Origin of the sequence: Aestuariivivens sp. NBU2969 (assembly GCF_019931125.1) — a bacterium.
Classification (GTDB): domain Bacteria; phylum Bacteroidota; class Bacteroidia; order Flavobacteriales; family Flavobacteriaceae; genus Aestuariivivens; species Aestuariivivens marinum.
Genome location: NZ_JAIOUU010000013.1, coordinates 35,568 through 52,370, shown reverse-complemented (window position 1 = coordinate 52,370; position 16,803 = coordinate 35,568). Strand labels below are relative to the sequence as shown.

Below are 16,803 nucleotides of genomic sequence, written 5' to 3'. Positions count from 1 at the left end.
TTATATTACTTATTATCAAATGCATTAACCATATCCCAATCTTCTGGAGTTCCCGAAATGGTATACTCTGCAGATTTGGTGACAAAATATTTGGCAACCATATCTTTTGGGTTTTTACCCAGCACCTTATCAAAAGCAGCTGAGGCTTTAGGAAATTCTTTATTGAAGAAATATTTTAGCCCTTTTTCAAAATCCTTTAAGGTTTTTATTTTTAGCTCAACAATAATATCTTCATCTCCGTTAAAACACTCATAAACACCAATAGCTTCATTTTTTCCTTTTACCTTTATCTTTCCTAAATACCTAAAGTTAAAATCATCCTTTTTTTCAATAGATGCCATACTACTTTCACTTAACACAATATTAGCACCGTAATATTTAGTCGTGCCTTCCATGCGGGATGCCGTATTAACCGTGTCGGCAATAATGGCAGTATCGTTTCTATACACATCTCCTATTATACCCATAACCAATGCCCCTGTATGCATTCCCATACCTACCGAAATAGGTTTAAAACCTTCTTTTACACGTCTTATATTGTATTCTAAAACTGTTTTTTGCATAGCAATGGAGGCTTTTAAAGCATGCTCTGCATTTTCAGGAAAAAGCGCCATAATACCATCTCCTAAATACTGATTAACAAACCCTTTATTTTCTTGTATTAATGGCCCCATACGCCCAACATAGGCATTTACAAATTTAAAATTTTGTTGTGGTGTCATCGATTCTGCCAAACCAGTATAATCCCGCACATCCGTAAACAATACGGTAACCTTTTTTTGGATATGGTCCCCTAAAACCACTTCGGTTATGGCTTCCCTTCCTACGGATTTCAAAAACTCTGTTGGCACAAATCTACTTGTTGCCTTATGGATACCATATAAATTAAGATGGGTTTTAATTCTACTTAACAATTCGTCTTTAGAAAATGGTTTGGTTAAATAATCGTTAGCGCCAACATTAAAACCAGCAACTAAATCGCTAACCCTATTTTTGGCGGTAAGCAACACAATAGGTAATTCACTGCTAGAATAGGTTTTCCTAATTGTTTCACAAACATCATAACCAGACATATTGGGCATCATGATATCCAATAGTATTAAATCAAAACTATTTCCTTTGGCCAAAAGCTCCAAGGCGTCCCTGCCACTACCAACCTCAACAACGTTATACCCCGCAACCGTTAAATGGTTTTCTAAAACCCGACGATTAATAGGTTCATCATCAATAATCAATATTCTTAAATTGGAAGTCTTAAAATCTGATAAGGCAACTTCTTCATTGATGACATCCATCTTGTCTTCTGCAATATTCTGAACATTATCATCTAGATTCTGAATTGACAATTCAGTTCTACTTGCATTGCTTAAAGGCAAGGTAAAAGTGAATGTAGAGCCTTCGCCAACCTTTGATTCAACATTTATTTTGCCTCCATGAAGTTCAACCAATTGCTTAGTGACAGCAAGCCCTAATCCTGTTCCTCCATAAACTCTATCATTAGAACCATTGGCCTGTTCAAAAGATTTAAAAATAAAATCGAACTTATCTCTAGGAATACCTACACCTGTATCTTTAATGGACACTTCCAAAAAACCTACTTTTTCTTTTGCTTGAATCTCTACTGTCCCTTCTTGTGTAAATTTAATGGCATTGCCAACCAAATTATACAGTATTTGTTGAAGTCTGTTTTCATCTGCTTCTACTAAAGAAACATCTTTAGATACTGCATTAATAAGCTTTAAATCCTTCCCTTTAGCCAAAGCAGTAGAGACTTTTAACACTAAATCGACAACAGAAAAAATATCGACAGGCTGAATAGCAAGCGACAAGTCCTTGTTTTTTAATTTGGAGAAATCGAGAATATCATTAACCAAATTGGATAATCGTTTTCCACTGTTTACAATCATGTCAAGATTATCAATAGCCTTTCTGGACATCTTCCCGGCAACACCATCTTTTAAAGATTCCGATAATCCTATAATTCCGTTTAATGGCGTTCTTAATTCATGTGATGTATTTGCTAAAAACTGATCTTTAAGCTTATCAACTTGCTTTAACTTACTAATTACCTCACGCTCTTGTTTTAATTTTATACTTTTTTGTCTTGAACGCCAATAAATACCCCCAACAACTAACAGCCCAATAGTGGTAAAAATAACAAGGTTTACCTTGTTTCTCTGTTTGCTTATATCTTCTGTATAACGTAATTCCTGCTCTGCTTTTTCTTTGTTAAACGCAATACTATCTGCCAACTGTTGTTTTTCAAATTGGTATTGCATTTCTTGACGTGTAATCTCTTGAGTTTTTTCGCTATTAAACAATGAATCTTTTGCTTGTATGGATTGTTTATAATATTGCAAAGATCTATTATAATCACCAAGGTTTTCCCACACTTTACTTAAACATTCACAAGATTCCTTAATTGCAACAAGTACACTCATTCGTGTTGCTAGTTCCAAACTTTTTTCGCAATCTAGTTTGGCCAAGCGGTATTTATTAGTATTAAGATATACACCACCACCCCTAAACAAATATGCAGATATAAGACCTTCATTATCGTTGATTTGCTTTTTAATCTTAATCCCTTTATTTAAATATGTTAAAGCTTCATCATATTTGCCCTGCCTATTATAAAGCTCTCCAATATTATTATAAGCTCGAGTCAATCCTCTTTTGTCACCTACTTCTTCTGCTAGTTCGGCCGACTTCATTAAATTATTTAATGCCAAATCAAATTGATCTAAATTGGTATATACTAATGCAACATTATTATAAGCATGAACCAAGGTACGCTTATTACCTATTTCTTTTTTTAGATCTAAGCTATATGTGAGATATTCCAATGCTTTTTCATGATTTTTTTGACGCGTGAAGACATTACCCAAATTATTGGTTAATCGGGCTAAATTTTCTTTATCCTCAATGTCTTCTGAAATCTTTAAGCCCTCTAACAAATAATCCAATGCCCTCGTAAAATTTCCAAGCTCGTAATAAACCGTTCCAATATTATTTAGTGTGGTTGCCATAGCTTTTCTGTCCAACAGTTGAGTATGCAACTCATGGCTCTTTACAAAATAGTTCAAGGCCTCTTGGAAATCACCTTGTACAGCATAAGTGTTGCCAATAAATCTTTGCGCCGTGGCCTCCCATTTTTTATTGGATTTTTCCTTTGAAAACTCAAGAATTTTAGCTCCAAAAACTTTTGCAGAATCTAAATCTTGTCTAAAATATAGCATAAAAGCATCTAATCCCGCTTCGTAACGTAAAGAATCAATAGTTTTTGAATTTTCAAATATGGCTTTTAGGCTATCTAATTTTGATGTTTGGCTAAAGGAACTATTAAAAAAGTAAATACAGATAAGTATACAAAGACTATATTTCATTGTACAAAACAAAATCGTTTGGTTATGATAAATGTATAAAGTTAAGTGTAAATACTTAAATTATAAAGTACCAAAGCAAAAAAGGACCCTCTAAAAGATATATCGAAAGACAATTAATTATGTTTATTAGGAATATTATTATTTACCAGAGCAAGGCAACACTAAAAAGGGTATATCTATTTTAAAAGCTAAAGTTTCCAAACCATCATTATTAAACAATCGCTTTAAAAAAGAATGTTTTTTATTTTTTATCGCTAACATTTTTATTTTGTTGGCATGGATATATGTGTAAATTTCACTGAACATATCTTTTTTAGTAGTATCAATATAATCATGCTTGGGCCGTTTAAAATATGTGTTAAAAAAACTGTGATTATCAAAAGCAACATAGGCTAAATGATTTTGATCTGCTATGTGTAGAATATCCAATTCAGCATCATATAATTCCACCCACTCCTTTAATAAAGCCATATCTTCAATTGCAAATGGTTCCAAATTGGTAGTTGCAAAAACAATTTTTGACAAACCTGAAAATCTATAACCATCTGGAATAACCAATACAGGAGCTAAACAACGTTGTATAACATGAATTGTGTTACTTCCAAAAATCACTTTCTCTAAACCAGAAGCTCCTTTAGTGCCCATTAACACCAAATCTATATTGCGATTTACACTTACTTGATTGATGGCATCGGTAAAATTATCATAATCTACTATGGAGTGAAATGTATGTTTATCATTGGCGTAGGTCTTTTTAACATCTAAAATAATATTGCTTATAGATTTTTTTGCTGCCCCAACAATAGTATTATAAATTGTGGCTGAAGAGGCAACAACCATCATATCATCAGAAATAAAAGAAGAAGCCTTCTGTACATTCATAAAATAAAAATCACATGCTTGATCTTTAAAAAATCGCATAGCAAAGTGTATGGCGTTCAATGAGTTTTTCGAAAAATCAGTTGGCAAAAGTATAGATTTCATTGTACCGAAGTATTTTTCATAAATATAGTAATGCTAAACTTTTAAAAACATGACAATTATCAGTCTGTTTACCTATTTATTTAAATGATTAAAAATTAGTTTAGAATTTTAAAGCATTGTATTTTCGGCACAATAAATGTGATATTATAAAATATTAACAAAAAAAACAAGTCCACAGAATGCGTTTTACCTTTATTCTTCTTGCCTTATTTTCATTGACCTTAAATGCTCAAAATACAGCCATTGGCACTAACGAAAAGCTTGTTTATACAGCCTCCTATAACATGTCAGGCATTTTAACAGATATCGCACAGGTAACCATGGAAACCAGTCCGGTAAAAACCTCAAAAGCCACATTATTAAGGCTAAAATGTACCGCTGCAACTTACAGTAAATGGGATAATTTTTTTAGAATAAGGGATCTCTATGAAAGCTATGTAAATCCAAAAACACTCACACCATATTTATATAATAGGGATATTAATGAAGGTAGTTATTATAAGTCCATGAAATACACCTTCAGTCATAAGACAAAAACAGTAAAATCGATACAGACCAAAAGAAACAATAACATAGAAAACAAAACCATTTCCATTGGTAATAGTACAAAAGATATAGTCTCTACACTCTATAGCATTAGGTCATTTAATTTTGAAAACATGAGTAAAGGAGATCGCCAATCTTTAACTATTATTTTCGACCGTAAAGAAACCAAGGCACAGGTCACTTATTTAGGCAAGGAAACTATTAACACTGCCATAGGAAAAAAAGAATGTTATAAATTGGCCATTGGATCCAACGAAGCCATATTACAAGGTAACAATAGTAATTTGCTTTGGTTAACTGCAGATGTAAACAAAATAATTGTATACGGCAAGTTTAAAATACCTGTGGGGAATGGCGAACTTAAAATAAAATCAGTTTCAGGTTTAATAAATTAAACGTAGTCATATGAAAAAAACCTTCATTGTTTTAGCTCTTGTCTCGTCAATTCTTGCCACCATATTTGCAGTATTGCCAATTTCTAACTTAGCCATAATCCCTGCCCTTGCAGCTTTAATATTTGGTTTGGCGGCATTCTATTTATCAAAAAAAACAGGTAATGTAAAAAAAATTATTCAGTTTATTTTTTTACTTACAATTGTTGCGCTTTCCCTAACCATTTACAAAGCGGTTTTCACAACAACAGAAGTGACTGACACCAAAACTTTGGACACTAAAGAAACAGAATTAAAAGAAGAAGCCATTGAAGAATTGGAAAACATTGACATAGATATCGAAGAATTTGAAGATATTGACATAGCACAATAAGTGATTCACTCTTTATTGTATATATTTGTTATATCAAAAAAATATGAAATTAGCATATTGCATTTTTTTTGCCCAGAGAAAATTTTAATTATATATTACTTGGGATAAAACCTATCAAATATGCACACATGAAGACACTTTTTATCCTTTCTCTTTTTTCCCTTTTGGGTACTTGTGCAACCGAAAAATATAGCATAAAAATCAAAAATCTTCAAAACAGCATTACATTGGTAGACAGCATGAAGGTTATAAAATATGCCAACACCATCACTTCAAAAGAGTTAAAAACCCACCTTTATACTTTTGCCTCCAATAAGTTTGAAGGTCGTGAAGTAGGAACTAAAGGACAAAAATTAGCTGCAAGATTCTTAAAGGATTATTATATAAGCAAAGGAATTCCTTCGCCATTTGGCAACAACAATTACTATCAATCCATTCCTGGATCCTATTTTTTAAAAGAAGGTATTAATGCTTCCGAAAATGTATTGGCTTATATTGAAGGGAATGAAAAACCTAATGAACAAATTATTATTTCTGCTCATTTAGATCATCTTGGTGTTGATGAAAGAGGAAATATTAATTATGGTGCAGATGATGATGGTTCGGGTACTGTTGCTATTATGGAAATTGCAGATGCTTTCCTTAAAGCAAAACAAGAAGGCAATGGTCCCAAAAGAAGCATCCTATTTCTTCATCTTACTGCAGAAGAGATAGGCAAACAAGGTTCTGAATACTACACAAGCAATCCGGTATTTCCTCTTGAAAATACCATTGCAAATCTTAATATTGATATGATTGGTCGTGTGGATGATATTCACAAAGATGATAGCAACTATATTTATTTAATTGGTGCCGATAGGCTAAGTAAAGAACTGCATTACACTTCCGAAAAAGTAAACGATGCCTACTTCAATATTAATTTAGATTATAGATATAATAGCGAAAAAGATAGAAACAATTACTATACAAGATCCGACCATTATAATTTTGCTAAGCATGGTGTTCCTGTAATTTTTTATTTTAATGGTGAACACGATGATTACCACAAACACACAGATACACCCGATAAAATAGATTATAATCTATTAAGAAAACGTGCCCAACTTATATTCGCCACTACATGGCAATTGGCAAACCAGCCTCACAGATTGACTACTGATGAAAAACATGAGTTGTTAAAATAGACATAAGTCTAATATTTATTAGCTTATATTTTTGTATTATAGCACACATTATCGTCCAATTGGAGTTAAAATTATTTGTCTTGATTTAATAAAAAAGAATGAAAAACATAGTCTTATTTATATGCTACACTTTTTTAACGGTTTCTTGTAGCTCTTCGCAAGGAAAAAAATGGTCCCACACAGATAAAGAAGTGGTAACCAAATTTTCAAAGACCATAACAAGTTCTGAATTAAAAGAGATGCTTTACACCTACGCATCTGATGATTTCGAGGGTAGAAATACTGGGGAATTAGGACAAAAAAAAGCGGTAAACTTTATTAAGGACCATTATGTTGACAATGGCATTTTATCACCAATAGCAATAGACGACTATTTTCAAGAGATACCGTCGTCTTACTTTAACAACCAAGTAAAAGATTCAGAAAACGTGTTGGCTTACATCAAGGGATCTGAAAAACCAGATGAAGTCATCATCATATCGGCTCATTTAGACCACATAGGCATATCTAAAAGTGGTGAGATAAACAATGGGGCAGATGATGATGGTTCGGGAACAGTGGCTATTTTAGAAATTGCCGAAGCTTTTCAAACAGCCGTTAAATCTGGTTATTCACCCAAGCGATCCATATTATTTTTACATGTTACCGGAGAAGAGATTGGCTTATTTGGTTCACGTTATTATGCCGATGTCGACCCTATTTTCCCTTTGGAAAACACCGTTGCCAATTTAAATATTGACATGATTGGACGTGTTGACCCTAAGCATGAAGGCAAAGGTAATTACCTTTATTTGATTGGTTCGGATAAGTTAAGTAAAGAACTCCATGATCTATCCGAATTGGTAAACAAAACTTTCTTCAATATTGAATTCGATTACACCTATAATGATGATAACGACCCAAATCGTTTCTATTATCGTTCAGATCACTATAATTTTGCCAAAAATAACATTCCCGTAATTTTTTATTTCAACGGTACCCATGCTGATTATCATAAACCCAGTGATACGCCCGATAAAATTAATTATGAATTTTTAGAAACCCGTGCCCGTTTAATTTTCCATACCGCTTGGGAATTGGCCAATAGAACAAGTCGAGTAAAATTGAATTAAAAGTTACTTCTAAAGAAAACATATAATAAAGCCTTTTGTTTGACAAAATCTTGTCTTTTGGATGATAGCTAAGTTTAATTTCAACTCCATTTGATACTATTATCAAACTCAAAATATCCTACAAAAAAAGTCCCTTGATAATACCAAGAGACTTTGTTAAGGGTGGAAGATCGGTCTCGAACCGACGACCTCCTGAACCACAATCAGGCGCTCTAACCAACTGAGCTACAACCACCATGTAAATCGCATTATAAATGCGAGTGCAAATGTAATTTATTTCGGTTTGTCTACAAAAACTTTTTTCAAAATTTTAAAAGCTATTTTAAATTAAATAAGCTGTCTACAGCTACATAGCGCTCCACATTAAACCCTTCAGCATATTCAACTCCAATTAAACGCCCCATATCTCTGGCCCTGTATTTCACACTATCGGTAAAATTTTTGCTCGAAATTGGTGTTTCAGGTTCAATACTATTTTCATTATAAAATTGTGTTTTATACGCTAAAACCGCTTCCATCTTTTTATCCATGAACCCTGTAACATCTACAACAAAATCAGGCACTAGGTTTTTCCATTGAATGTAGTGATATACCTGTTTAGGACGCCAGGGGTCTTGCCAAACATCATCAACTTCATCTTTGGTATCAATCTTTAATAGACCGCTTAAAAAACAAGCATCACTAACTAATTTACTGGCTTTACCATGATCTATATGTCGATCATCAATAGCATTACACAACACTATTTCTGGCCTGTATTTGCGTATCATTTTAATTAATGCAATTTGGTGGTCCTTATCGTTAACGAAAAAGCCATCGGCAAATTCCATGTTAATACGAAAAGATACCCCGAGTACCCGAGAGGCATGTTCTGACTCCTCTTCCCTAGTCTTAACAGTTCCTCGCGTTCCTAATTCACCACGGGTTAAATCTATGATGCCCACCTTCTTGCCATGAGCAATTTCTTTAGCAATAGTAGCACTGCAACCCAGTTCTACATCATCTGGATGCGCACCTATAGCAAGTATATCAACTTTCATATATTTTTTGTTATATTTAAAGATACTTAATGCCAATTTAAGAAGAATTTTTATCAAAATTTTATTATGTCATTACAGATTTTAACTCGTTCCACTTTATATTTCCTAAATATATTCAGAAATCTTAAAGAAGTGATATTACTATTACGTTTTCGTATTTTTATTCAAAACAAAAAAACTCTAACCTTTAACAATACTTGAAAAATGTGGACTTACACAAAAGAATGACATTCATCATAATAATTAACAGGGTTAGAAAGTAATTTTATTGAATAAAACAAACAAACCATTTTTAGATATGATTTATTTAATGCTTACCATATTAGCTATTACCATAGGGCTTTTTGTTTGGGGCAAATTAACACCAGATATTGTAGCTCTCATATCTATGATAAGTTTGTACCTCACAGGCATATTAGATGTAACAGAAACCCTGAGTGGATTCAGCAATCCCACAGTTATTATGATTGCTGCACTATTTATTATAGGCGAAGGTATTGCGCAAACGGGTTGGACTGCCATGGCAGGGAAAAAGTTTGTGGATTGGGCGGGAAAAAGTGTACCGAAATTATTGGTAATTGTTACTTTGGGTGCCGGTGTCCTATCTGGCTTTGTAAGCAACACGGGAACCGTAGCCACATTAATGCCCTTAACCATATCTTCTGCTTGGAGTATTGGCACATTACCCTCAAAAATGTTAATGCCTGTTGCTTTTGGGTCCAATACAGGTGGATTATTGACCTTAACGGGAACACCTCCTAACATTATTGCCAGTAATGCTTTAGTAGATGCAGGTTTTAAAGGTTTTTCGTTTTTTGAATTTGGTTTAATTGGGTTACCGCTGTTAATTATCGCACTATTATACTTTAGATATATAGGCTACAAATTATTGCCTCAAAACAAAACCAACAACAAGCCTATTAATATTGAAACTACGCTGCACAAATGGATTGAAGCTTATAAAATAGACAACGACTATTATAGGCTGCGTATAAGAAGTCTATCGCCTCTTATTAATACCAAGTTAGAAGACTGGCACATTGAAAAAAACTATAATGTTTCTATAATCCGATTAAAAAGAAGACATCCCAATATTCTAAAGGGCATCCATAGTTATGAAGAATTCCCTAGTAACGATACAGAGCTTATGTACCATGACATTATAACCGTAAAAGGAGATACAGAAGCCATTAATACATTGATGATAAAATTCAGGCTAGGACTTTTACCTTTAGAACCTATTACAGATGAACTTAAAAATAACCTCATAAACCAAGAGGTAGGTATGACCGAGGTAATTGTTAATCCAAACTCAATCTTAGTTGGAAGACACTACAAATTAGGTGATTATTTTAATCGATATGGCATCCAACTATTAGCCGCTTCAAGGAATAACAAACCTTTGGAAGACAAAGAAATAACTGTTAAGGCTGGAGATGCTTTTTTATTAAGAGGTACCTGGGAAGATATTGAGAACCTTAAAAAACAACACGAAAATCTCGTAATTATAGGGAGTCCTGAAGGTATGGCCAAAAATGTTGATAAACTAAATCTTAAATCCTATATAGCAATTAGTGCTCTTTTATTGATGATTGTATTTATGGTGCTTAACGTTGTACCAGGTGCTATTGCTGCTTTAATATCTGCGGGTGTTATTTTGTTAACTGGCTGTGTACCTATTACTAAAGCCTATAAAGGCATCAGTTGGACCAGTGTAGTTATGATTGCTGCTATGATCCCTATGGGTATTGCTTTACAAAAAACAGGCACTGCCCAAGTAATAGCCAATGGCTTGGTAAACTATTTAGGAGCCATTCACCCAATAGTATTACTGGGTGGTGTTTTTATGTTAACCACAACTTTTAGCCAGGTTATTAATAATTCCGCAACAGCTGTGCTTATGGCTCCTATAGCCATATTAGCTGCAAGTTCCCTAAATTTATCACCAGAGCCATTTATGATTGCTGTTGCTATAAGTGCTTCAACGGCATTCCTCACTCCAATAGGTACTACAACAAACGCAATGGTCATGACTGCTGGAGGATATAAGTTTATGGATTATTTAAAAGTAGGAGCGCCTTTACTGTTCATTTTCTTAATGATAACACTAATACTAGTGCCATTAATATGGCCATTCTAAATAAAGAATTATTAATAAGAACCTTAAAATAAACACAAAATGAAAACTTCAGAAACCTTATTTAAAGACACAAGCTTAGAGCAATATGGTATAACGAATGTTAACGTTAACTGGAATTTAACACCTGAAGAACTTCAAAAAATAACTGTTGAAAAAGGCATGGGCAAAGAAACTGCAAACGGAACACTTGCCATTAATACCGGTAAATTTACAGGCCGTTCTCCTCAGGACCGGTTCCTTGTAAAAGATAATTATACAGCAGATAAAGTATGGTGGGGAAAAACTAACAAAGCCATATCTCCAGATAACTTTGATAAACTTCAAAATGAAATTATAGCATACCTTTCTGGAAAAGAAATTTATGCTAGGGATGGTTATGTGTGTGCCGAACCTGAATATAGGACCAATATTAGGACCATAACAGAATACCCCTGGTCCAATATGTTTGTTTACAATATGTTTTTAAGGCCTAGTGCTAAGGAACTTGAAAACTTTAAGGAAGATTGGCTTATTCTTTGTGCACCAGGGTATGAGTGTCCAGACCCAAAAGCTTATGGAATACGACAAGGTAATTTTTCCATTTTAAACTTCACAAAAAAAATAGCTCTAGTTGGTGGTTCGGCTTACACAGGTGAAATGAAAAAAGGTATTTTCTCTGCTTTAAACCTCATATTACCTACCGAAAAGAATGTGCTTCCTATGCACTGCTCGGCTAACGTAGGCAAAAAGGGGGATACTGCTATTTTTTTCGGGCTATCTGGAACAGGAAAAACGACTCTTTCAGCAGACCCTGATAGAAAATTGATTGGTGATGACGAACATGGTTGGACGGCAGACAATACCATTTTTAACTTTGAAGGTGGGTGTTATGCCAAGGTAATTGACCTAACTGAGGAGAAAGAACCAGATATTTTTAGAGCAGTAAAGCCAGGTGCATTGCTTGAAAATATTGTATTTAAGGATAATGGAGAGCCAGCTTATGAGGACAGCACCATAACGCAAAACACACGTGTAAGTTACCCAATATATCATATTGACAATATTCAGGAAACACTTTATGCTAACAACCCGAAAAACATATTTTTCTTAACCTGCGATGCCTTTGGTGTACTGCCGCCTGTTTCTAAATTAACTCCTGGTCAAGCCGCATACCACTTTATTTCTGGTTATACTGCTAAAGTTGCTGGAACTGAAGCTGGAATTACCGAACCTGTACCATCGTTCTCCGCTTGCTTTGGCGAACCTTTTATGCCATTACACCCAACCGTTTATGGTGAAATGTTAAGTAAGAAAATGCAAGAAGCGGGTGTAAATGTATGGCTGATTAACACTGGCTGGAGTGGTGGCCCTTATGGTGTTGGCTCACGTATTAAACTAAAATACACTAGAGCTATGATTACAGCAATACTTAACGGTGATTTAGATGGCGTGGATTATGAGCAAAACTTTATTTTTGGCTTGTTTATGCCTAAATATTGTCCCGGTGTACCTACCGAAATTTTAGACCCGATGAACACTTGGTTACAAAAAGGTCAATATATTGGTAAGGCTATACAACTGGCTCATTCATTCCACCTAAACTTTGAAAAATTTGCACAGCAAGCTACAGATCAAATTATTGAAGGTGGACCATTAATTGATGAACACCATCACTTACATGAACACTTTTAATAGGTTCTTATTACCCGAAAAAGGAGCTCGCTATAGAGCTCCTTTTTAAATTGTTAAAACTATTTTAGTTTTTAGAACAAAAAAAGCTTTCAATCCCATAAATTTGAAAACAGTGAAAAAAAACACAATATTACTAGGCGTTTTATTAACTGCATGTTATAGTTATGCACAAATTAATCCCGAAGATAAATGGGCTACATGGTACGGTTTGGGAGGAAATTATCGGATTTCTGAAAAATCAAGTATTGAAACGTTTACATATTTATGGCATTATGAGTTAAATGATAATTTTAATTTCTTGTTATTAAATTTTGGATACAACTATCATTTTAATCCAAAACTAACAGGAACAGTTTTTTGGGGATATGCTGATATTGATAGTGAAATGAATATGAGTTCTCCTCACAGTTCTGAAATACGTTTAGCCGAACAAGTTGCGTTTAAGCATAAATTATGCACAATACCCTTAGACCATAGGTTTAGAATTGAGCATCGTTTTCTTAGAAAACCTAACTCAAAACAAAACGTGGCTCGCCTTCGCTATCGCTTAGGCACAAAATTTAATTTGAACAAAATTTTATTTGTTCGTATTCACAATGAAATATTGCTTTCTCCTAAATTAAAAAACTCTTCTGAAAACAGATTTTATTCTGGACTGGGTTTTAACATTTCCAAATCCAATAACTTCCAATTGGGTTATATGAACAGAAATACCCCAAACAAGGACAACTTACACCGAATTCAAATGGCTCTCTTTATTAAAATCGATTTTCGAAAAAATAAAAATTAATCTACTGTGGACGTAAAAATCTTTTAATTTCTATTGTCTGTAATTAAACCTCCACCGCCTTCCAATATCCCTTTTTAAACCAAATTATAGCAATAATGGCAATTAATACTTCGGCAACTGTAATAGCCCAAAACACACCTGAAGGTCCAAAATTCAAAGTAATAGCCATCACATAGGCAAACGGCAACTGTAATAACCAAAAGCACACAAAATTAATATAGGTAGGTGTCTTGGTATCTCCTGATCCATTAAATGCATTTATGACCACCATACCATAGCCATAAAAAATATAGCCTGCTGCTATAACCCGTAAGCACAAACTACCATACTTAACCACATCTGGCGTTGTATTAAACAACACAATAATTTGAGGCGCAAACACCAAATAAACCACAGAAACAAAACCCATAAAAACAGCACTGTATTTGCCCGTTTTCCAAACCGACTGTTCTGCACGATCTGGTTTTTTTGCCCCCAAATTTTGCCCAACTAAAGTAGCCGCTGCATTGCTCATGCCCCAAGCAGGCATCATTGTGAACATCATTACACGAATTGCAATTGTATAACCAGCTAATACTTCGCTGCCAAACTCACTCATAATGCGCATTAAAAACACCCAAGATGATGTTCCAATTAAAAACTGTCCTATTCCTCCCAACGACACCTTTATTAAGTTGAACATCACTTTAAACCTTAATACCAAATCGTTGAATCCAATTTTAATTTTGCTATAGCCTATAAACAAAATAACCAGCTGGAAAATCACAGCAGTTCCCCTACCAATTGTTGTTGCTATAGCAGCTCCTTTCACACCAAATTCCGGAATTGGTCCAAAACCAAAAATAAAAATAGGATCAAGAATAATATTAAGCCCATTTGATAAGACTAAAGTCCACATAGCTACCGAGGCATCGCCTGCTCCCCTAAAAATAGCATTGATTAAAAATAATAACATAATGGTTACGTTACCTCCCAATAGTACCTGTGCATAACCATAACCCTCAGCAATTAAATCGGGTTCGCCACCCATTAACTCCAAAATATGTTTAGGATAAATAATTCCAATAGCACTAATAATGGCAGCAATAAATACGCCTAAAAAAATAACTTGTACTGCTGCATTCGATGCGCCTTTTAAATCTTTTTCTCCTACCCGTCTAGCTACAACGGCCGTTGCCGCCATGCTTAATCCTATGGCAACAGCATACACCAAGGTTATTACAGATTCCGTTAAACCTATGGTGGCTACTGCATTCACACTTACTTGGGAAACATATAAAATGTCTACCAAAGCAAAAATGGATTCCATGAGCATTTCTAAAATCATGGGAATGGACAGCATAAAGACAGCTTTTCTAATACTTCCTGATGTAAATTCCTGTTCTTTACCTGTTACGGCAATTTTAAAATATTGAAAAAGTTGTTTTAAAGTGATTTTACCTGATTGCATTCTTAAAAACTGTAAACATATTAACACACCAAACCCTCTACCGCTTAGCTCATTTTTTGCTCGAGAGAACCCCGATGCACAACAGAAGTCGACTTAAACAATCATAAGTAACAAATATGGAGAATTAATTTAAAACTTCAAAATACTTTTTTACGGTTTCTTGCAATGTGTATCTTAGCATAAAATAATTTCAACCTTTTATAAGTCTTTTCAATAACTTAATAACCAACAATCAGTAATCTAAAATGCTTAAAGCTGTTATTTTTGATATGGACGGTGTTATCGTCGACAGTGAACAACTACACCGCAAAGCCTATCAACGTATGTTCAAAGACGTGAACATTGATGTAAGTGATGCACTCTACGAATCTTACACAGGGCAAGCCACCTTACCTATTTGTAAGCACTTATGCCAACATTTTAACTTAAATGAGCAACCAGAAACTTTAGTTGCTCTAAAGCGTAAGCACTACAAATATTTGTTCGACAACGACACTAGTTTTAAACTTATTGATGGCGTTTTGGATTTAATCAAGAATTATTACAACAACGGACTAACATTAGTATTGGGTTCCTCGGCATCGATGCCCAATATTGAACGTATTTTTGAACGTTTTGACTTAAACCGGTACTTTAAAGCAAAATTGAGTGGTGCCGAGTTAAAGGAATCGAAACCTCATCCCGAAATTTTTATCAAAGCTGCACAATCTTCTGGATTTAACACTAAAGAATGTATGGTTATAGAAGATTCAACCAACGGTATTAAAGCAGCTAAAGCAGCCCAAATTTTTTGTGTTGCTTACGACAGTGAGCACTCAAAAAACCAAGATTATACGGAAGCAGATATTGTCATTTCCGATTTTAAGGATATTTATTTTAATACCATTAATACTTTATTGACCTAATTTGTTTTATATAGGTCGTACTTATCTAACTCTAATTCAACTATAGCCTCCCATTTTTCCTGAACTTCCTTTTTATCTCCCCGCTGAGTTTCGTAATCGTACTCTTCCTGACGGTCTTGCCACTGCTTTTTTATATCATGAAATATTGACATAGCTTTCGAACTATTTTTCATTGAAACATTAGCATCACTAAACACTTTTCTTAACATTCTAGAATAGATTTCGGTAATATCGAAATGAATTTGTTCGTGTCTTAAAACATAGTCTGATTTTCCTTTTGGCAATACCCAGCTACCATGATTAATAAATACCGTTCTAACAAAAAGTTTGCCGTCTTTAAAAGGGTTTATACTACTAGGCTCAAAAATAATAGCAGAATTAGTTACGGCTAATGCCTTTGGAAAGTTTTCAATATTTGGAATTCCCTTAAAATCATCCCATATTAACTTCCTGTCGGGAGACCATTCAATTTCTTTCTCATACTTTTTTACTTGACTTACCTTATAAATTTTCGCCCATAACCTATCACAAGTACTCCATTTATCTGCACGTTTGTGTTTTGTTAATTTAATAAGGTTAGCTCCTACTTTCCTTGCTAAAATTTTTAAATTATGAATATTTTCATAATACGAACAATTATTGGACAATCCATTGTCAACAGCTTTTATTTCTCCAATGGGATCTTCGCTTATTCCTTGTTCATCATAAATATCAAGAACAACAACTAACTCATTTTCAGGTAATTCAGGTAATTTTTTAAAGATATTACTTCGCAATTTTGGTGAGCAAGAGCATACAATTACAAATAATAGAGCAATAAAAAATCGTTTCAA

At 34.0% G+C, this 16,803-nt stretch carries 13 protein-coding genes and 1 tRNA gene; 8 read left to right on the top strand and 6 right to left on the bottom strand.

Annotated elements, in window-relative coordinates; all coding sequences use genetic code 11:
• Nucleotides 1–5: 5 nt before the first annotated feature.
• Entirely contained in the window at nt 6–3,383 is a 3,378-nt protein-coding gene (locus K7G79_RS10395) for a tetratricopeptide repeat protein (protein WP_223551514.1), read from the bottom strand.
• A gap of 138 nt (nt 3,384–3,521) precedes the next feature.
• Nucleotides 3,522–4,367, bottom strand: a complete 846-nt coding sequence (locus K7G79_RS10390) for a universal stress protein (protein WP_223551513.1) — start codon at nt 4,365–4,367, stop codon at nt 3,522–3,524.
• Nucleotides 4,368–4,546: 179 nt separating this feature from the next.
• Between K7G79_RS10390 and K7G79_RS10385 the strand changes: the two genes are divergently transcribed.
• From K7G79_RS10385 to K7G79_RS10370, 4 genes are all read left to right on the top strand, one after another.
• Nucleotides 4,547–5,308 carry a DUF3108 domain-containing protein gene (locus K7G79_RS10385; RefSeq protein ID WP_223551512.1) on the top strand — a complete coding sequence of 254 codons (762 nt, stop codon included), beginning with the start codon at nt 4,547–4,549 and terminating at the stop codon, nt 5,306–5,308.
• 10 nt (nt 5,309–5,318) lie between these two features.
• The gene (locus K7G79_RS10380) at nt 5,319–5,678 is read left to right on the top strand and encodes an FUSC family protein (RefSeq protein ID WP_223551511.1); all 360 of its coding nucleotides are present in this window, start codon (nt 5,319–5,321) and stop codon (nt 5,676–5,678) included.
• Nucleotides 5,679–5,806: 128 nt separating this feature from the next.
• A complete protein-coding gene (locus K7G79_RS10375) occupies nt 5,807–6,862 on the top strand; it encodes a M28 family peptidase (RefSeq protein WP_223551510.1) in 1,056 nt (351 codons plus the stop codon).
• 98 nt (nt 6,863–6,960) lie between these two features.
• Complete coding sequence (locus tag K7G79_RS10370; protein WP_223551509.1) at nt 6,961–7,974, top strand: M28 family metallopeptidase; 1,014 nt, start codon at nt 6,961–6,963, stop codon at nt 7,972–7,974.
• A 160-nt stretch (nt 7,975–8,134) separates the two neighbouring features.
• Here K7G79_RS10370 and K7G79_RS10365 read toward each other — a convergent pair.
• Together K7G79_RS10365 and bshB1 are read right to left on the bottom strand one after the other, a co-directional pair.
• Nucleotides 8,135–8,210: transfer RNA gene (locus K7G79_RS10365), tRNA-His, on the bottom strand.
• A gap of 81 nt (nt 8,211–8,291) precedes the next feature.
• A complete protein-coding gene (bshB1, locus tag K7G79_RS10360; RefSeq protein ID WP_223551508.1) occupies nt 8,292–9,014 on the bottom strand; it encodes a bacillithiol biosynthesis deacetylase BshB1 in 723 nt (240 codons plus the stop codon).
• A gap of 298 nt (nt 9,015–9,312) precedes the next feature.
• Here bshB1 and K7G79_RS10355 point away from each other — a divergent pair, with 298 nt between their 5' ends.
• From K7G79_RS10355 to K7G79_RS10345, 3 genes are all read left to right on the top strand, one after another.
• Nucleotides 9,313–11,154 (top strand): SLC13 family permease, encoded by a 1,842-nt coding sequence (locus tag K7G79_RS10355; protein WP_223551507.1) that lies wholly within the window; start codon nt 9,313–9,315, stop codon nt 11,152–11,154.
• A 39-nt stretch (nt 11,155–11,193) separates the two neighbouring features.
• The gene (pckA, locus tag K7G79_RS10350) at nt 11,194–12,825 is read left to right on the top strand and encodes a phosphoenolpyruvate carboxykinase (ATP) (RefSeq protein WP_223551506.1); all 1,632 of its coding nucleotides are present in this window, start codon (nt 11,194–11,196) and stop codon (nt 12,823–12,825) included.
• 112 nt (nt 12,826–12,937) lie between these two features.
• Entirely contained in the window at nt 12,938–13,615 is a 678-nt protein-coding gene (locus tag K7G79_RS10345) for a DUF2490 domain-containing protein (RefSeq protein WP_223551505.1), read from the top strand.
• A gap of 43 nt (nt 13,616–13,658) precedes the next feature.
• On the opposite strand, the gene K7G79_RS10340 is transcribed toward K7G79_RS10345, so the two are convergent.
• Nucleotides 13,659–15,065 (bottom strand): MATE family efflux transporter, encoded by a 1,407-nt coding sequence (locus tag K7G79_RS10340; RefSeq protein ID WP_223551504.1) that lies wholly within the window; start codon nt 15,063–15,065, stop codon nt 13,659–13,661.
• Nucleotides 15,066–15,310: 245 nt separating this feature from the next.
• Here K7G79_RS10340 and K7G79_RS10335 point away from each other — a divergent pair, with 245 nt between their 5' ends.
• Complete coding sequence (locus tag K7G79_RS10335) at nt 15,311–15,970, top strand: HAD family phosphatase (protein ID WP_223551503.1); 660 nt, start codon at nt 15,311–15,313, stop codon at nt 15,968–15,970.
• Here K7G79_RS10335 and K7G79_RS10330 read toward each other — a convergent pair.
• Nucleotides 15,967–16,803, bottom strand: coding sequence for a hypothetical protein (locus tag K7G79_RS10330; protein WP_223551502.1), 837 nt, complete (start codon nt 16,801–16,803; stop codon nt 15,967–15,969). The genes K7G79_RS10335 and K7G79_RS10330 overlap by 4 nt on opposite strands.

Excerpts from the sequence above, each read along its gene's own strand:
- K7G79_RS10390 (WP_223551513.1), bottom strand. The coding sequence starts at position 4,367 with ATGAAATCTATACTTTTGCCAACTGATTTTTCGAAAAACTCATTGAAC.
- K7G79_RS10335 (WP_223551503.1), top strand. The coding sequence starts at position 15,311 with ATGCTTAAAGCTGTTATTTTTGATATGGACGGTGTTATCGTCGACAGT.
- K7G79_RS10380 (WP_223551511.1), top strand. The coding sequence starts at position 5,319 with ATGAAAAAAACCTTCATTGTTTTAGCTCTTGTCTCGTCAATTCTTGCC.
- K7G79_RS10395 (WP_223551514.1), bottom strand. The coding sequence starts at position 3,383 with ATGAAATATAGTCTTTGTATACTTATCTGTATTTACTTTTTTAATAGT.
- K7G79_RS10370 (WP_223551509.1), top strand. The coding sequence starts at position 6,961 with ATGAAAAACATAGTCTTATTTATATGCTACACTTTTTTAACGGTTTCT.
- K7G79_RS10385 (WP_223551512.1), top strand. The coding sequence starts at position 4,547 with ATGCGTTTTACCTTTATTCTTCTTGCCTTATTTTCATTGACCTTAAAT.
- K7G79_RS10375 (WP_223551510.1), top strand. The coding sequence starts at position 5,807 with ATGAAGACACTTTTTATCCTTTCTCTTTTTTCCCTTTTGGGTACTTGT.
- K7G79_RS10340 (WP_223551504.1), bottom strand. The coding sequence starts at position 15,065 with ATGCAATCAGGTAAAATCACTTTAAAACAACTTTTTCAATATTTTAAA.
- bshB1 (WP_223551508.1), bottom strand. The coding sequence starts at position 9,014 with ATGAAAGTTGATATACTTGCTATAGGTGCGCATCCAGATGATGTAGAA.
- pckA (WP_223551506.1), top strand. The coding sequence starts at position 11,194 with ATGAAAACTTCAGAAACCTTATTTAAAGACACAAGCTTAGAGCAATAT.
- K7G79_RS10355 (WP_223551507.1), top strand. The coding sequence starts at position 9,313 with ATGATTTATTTAATGCTTACCATATTAGCTATTACCATAGGGCTTTTT.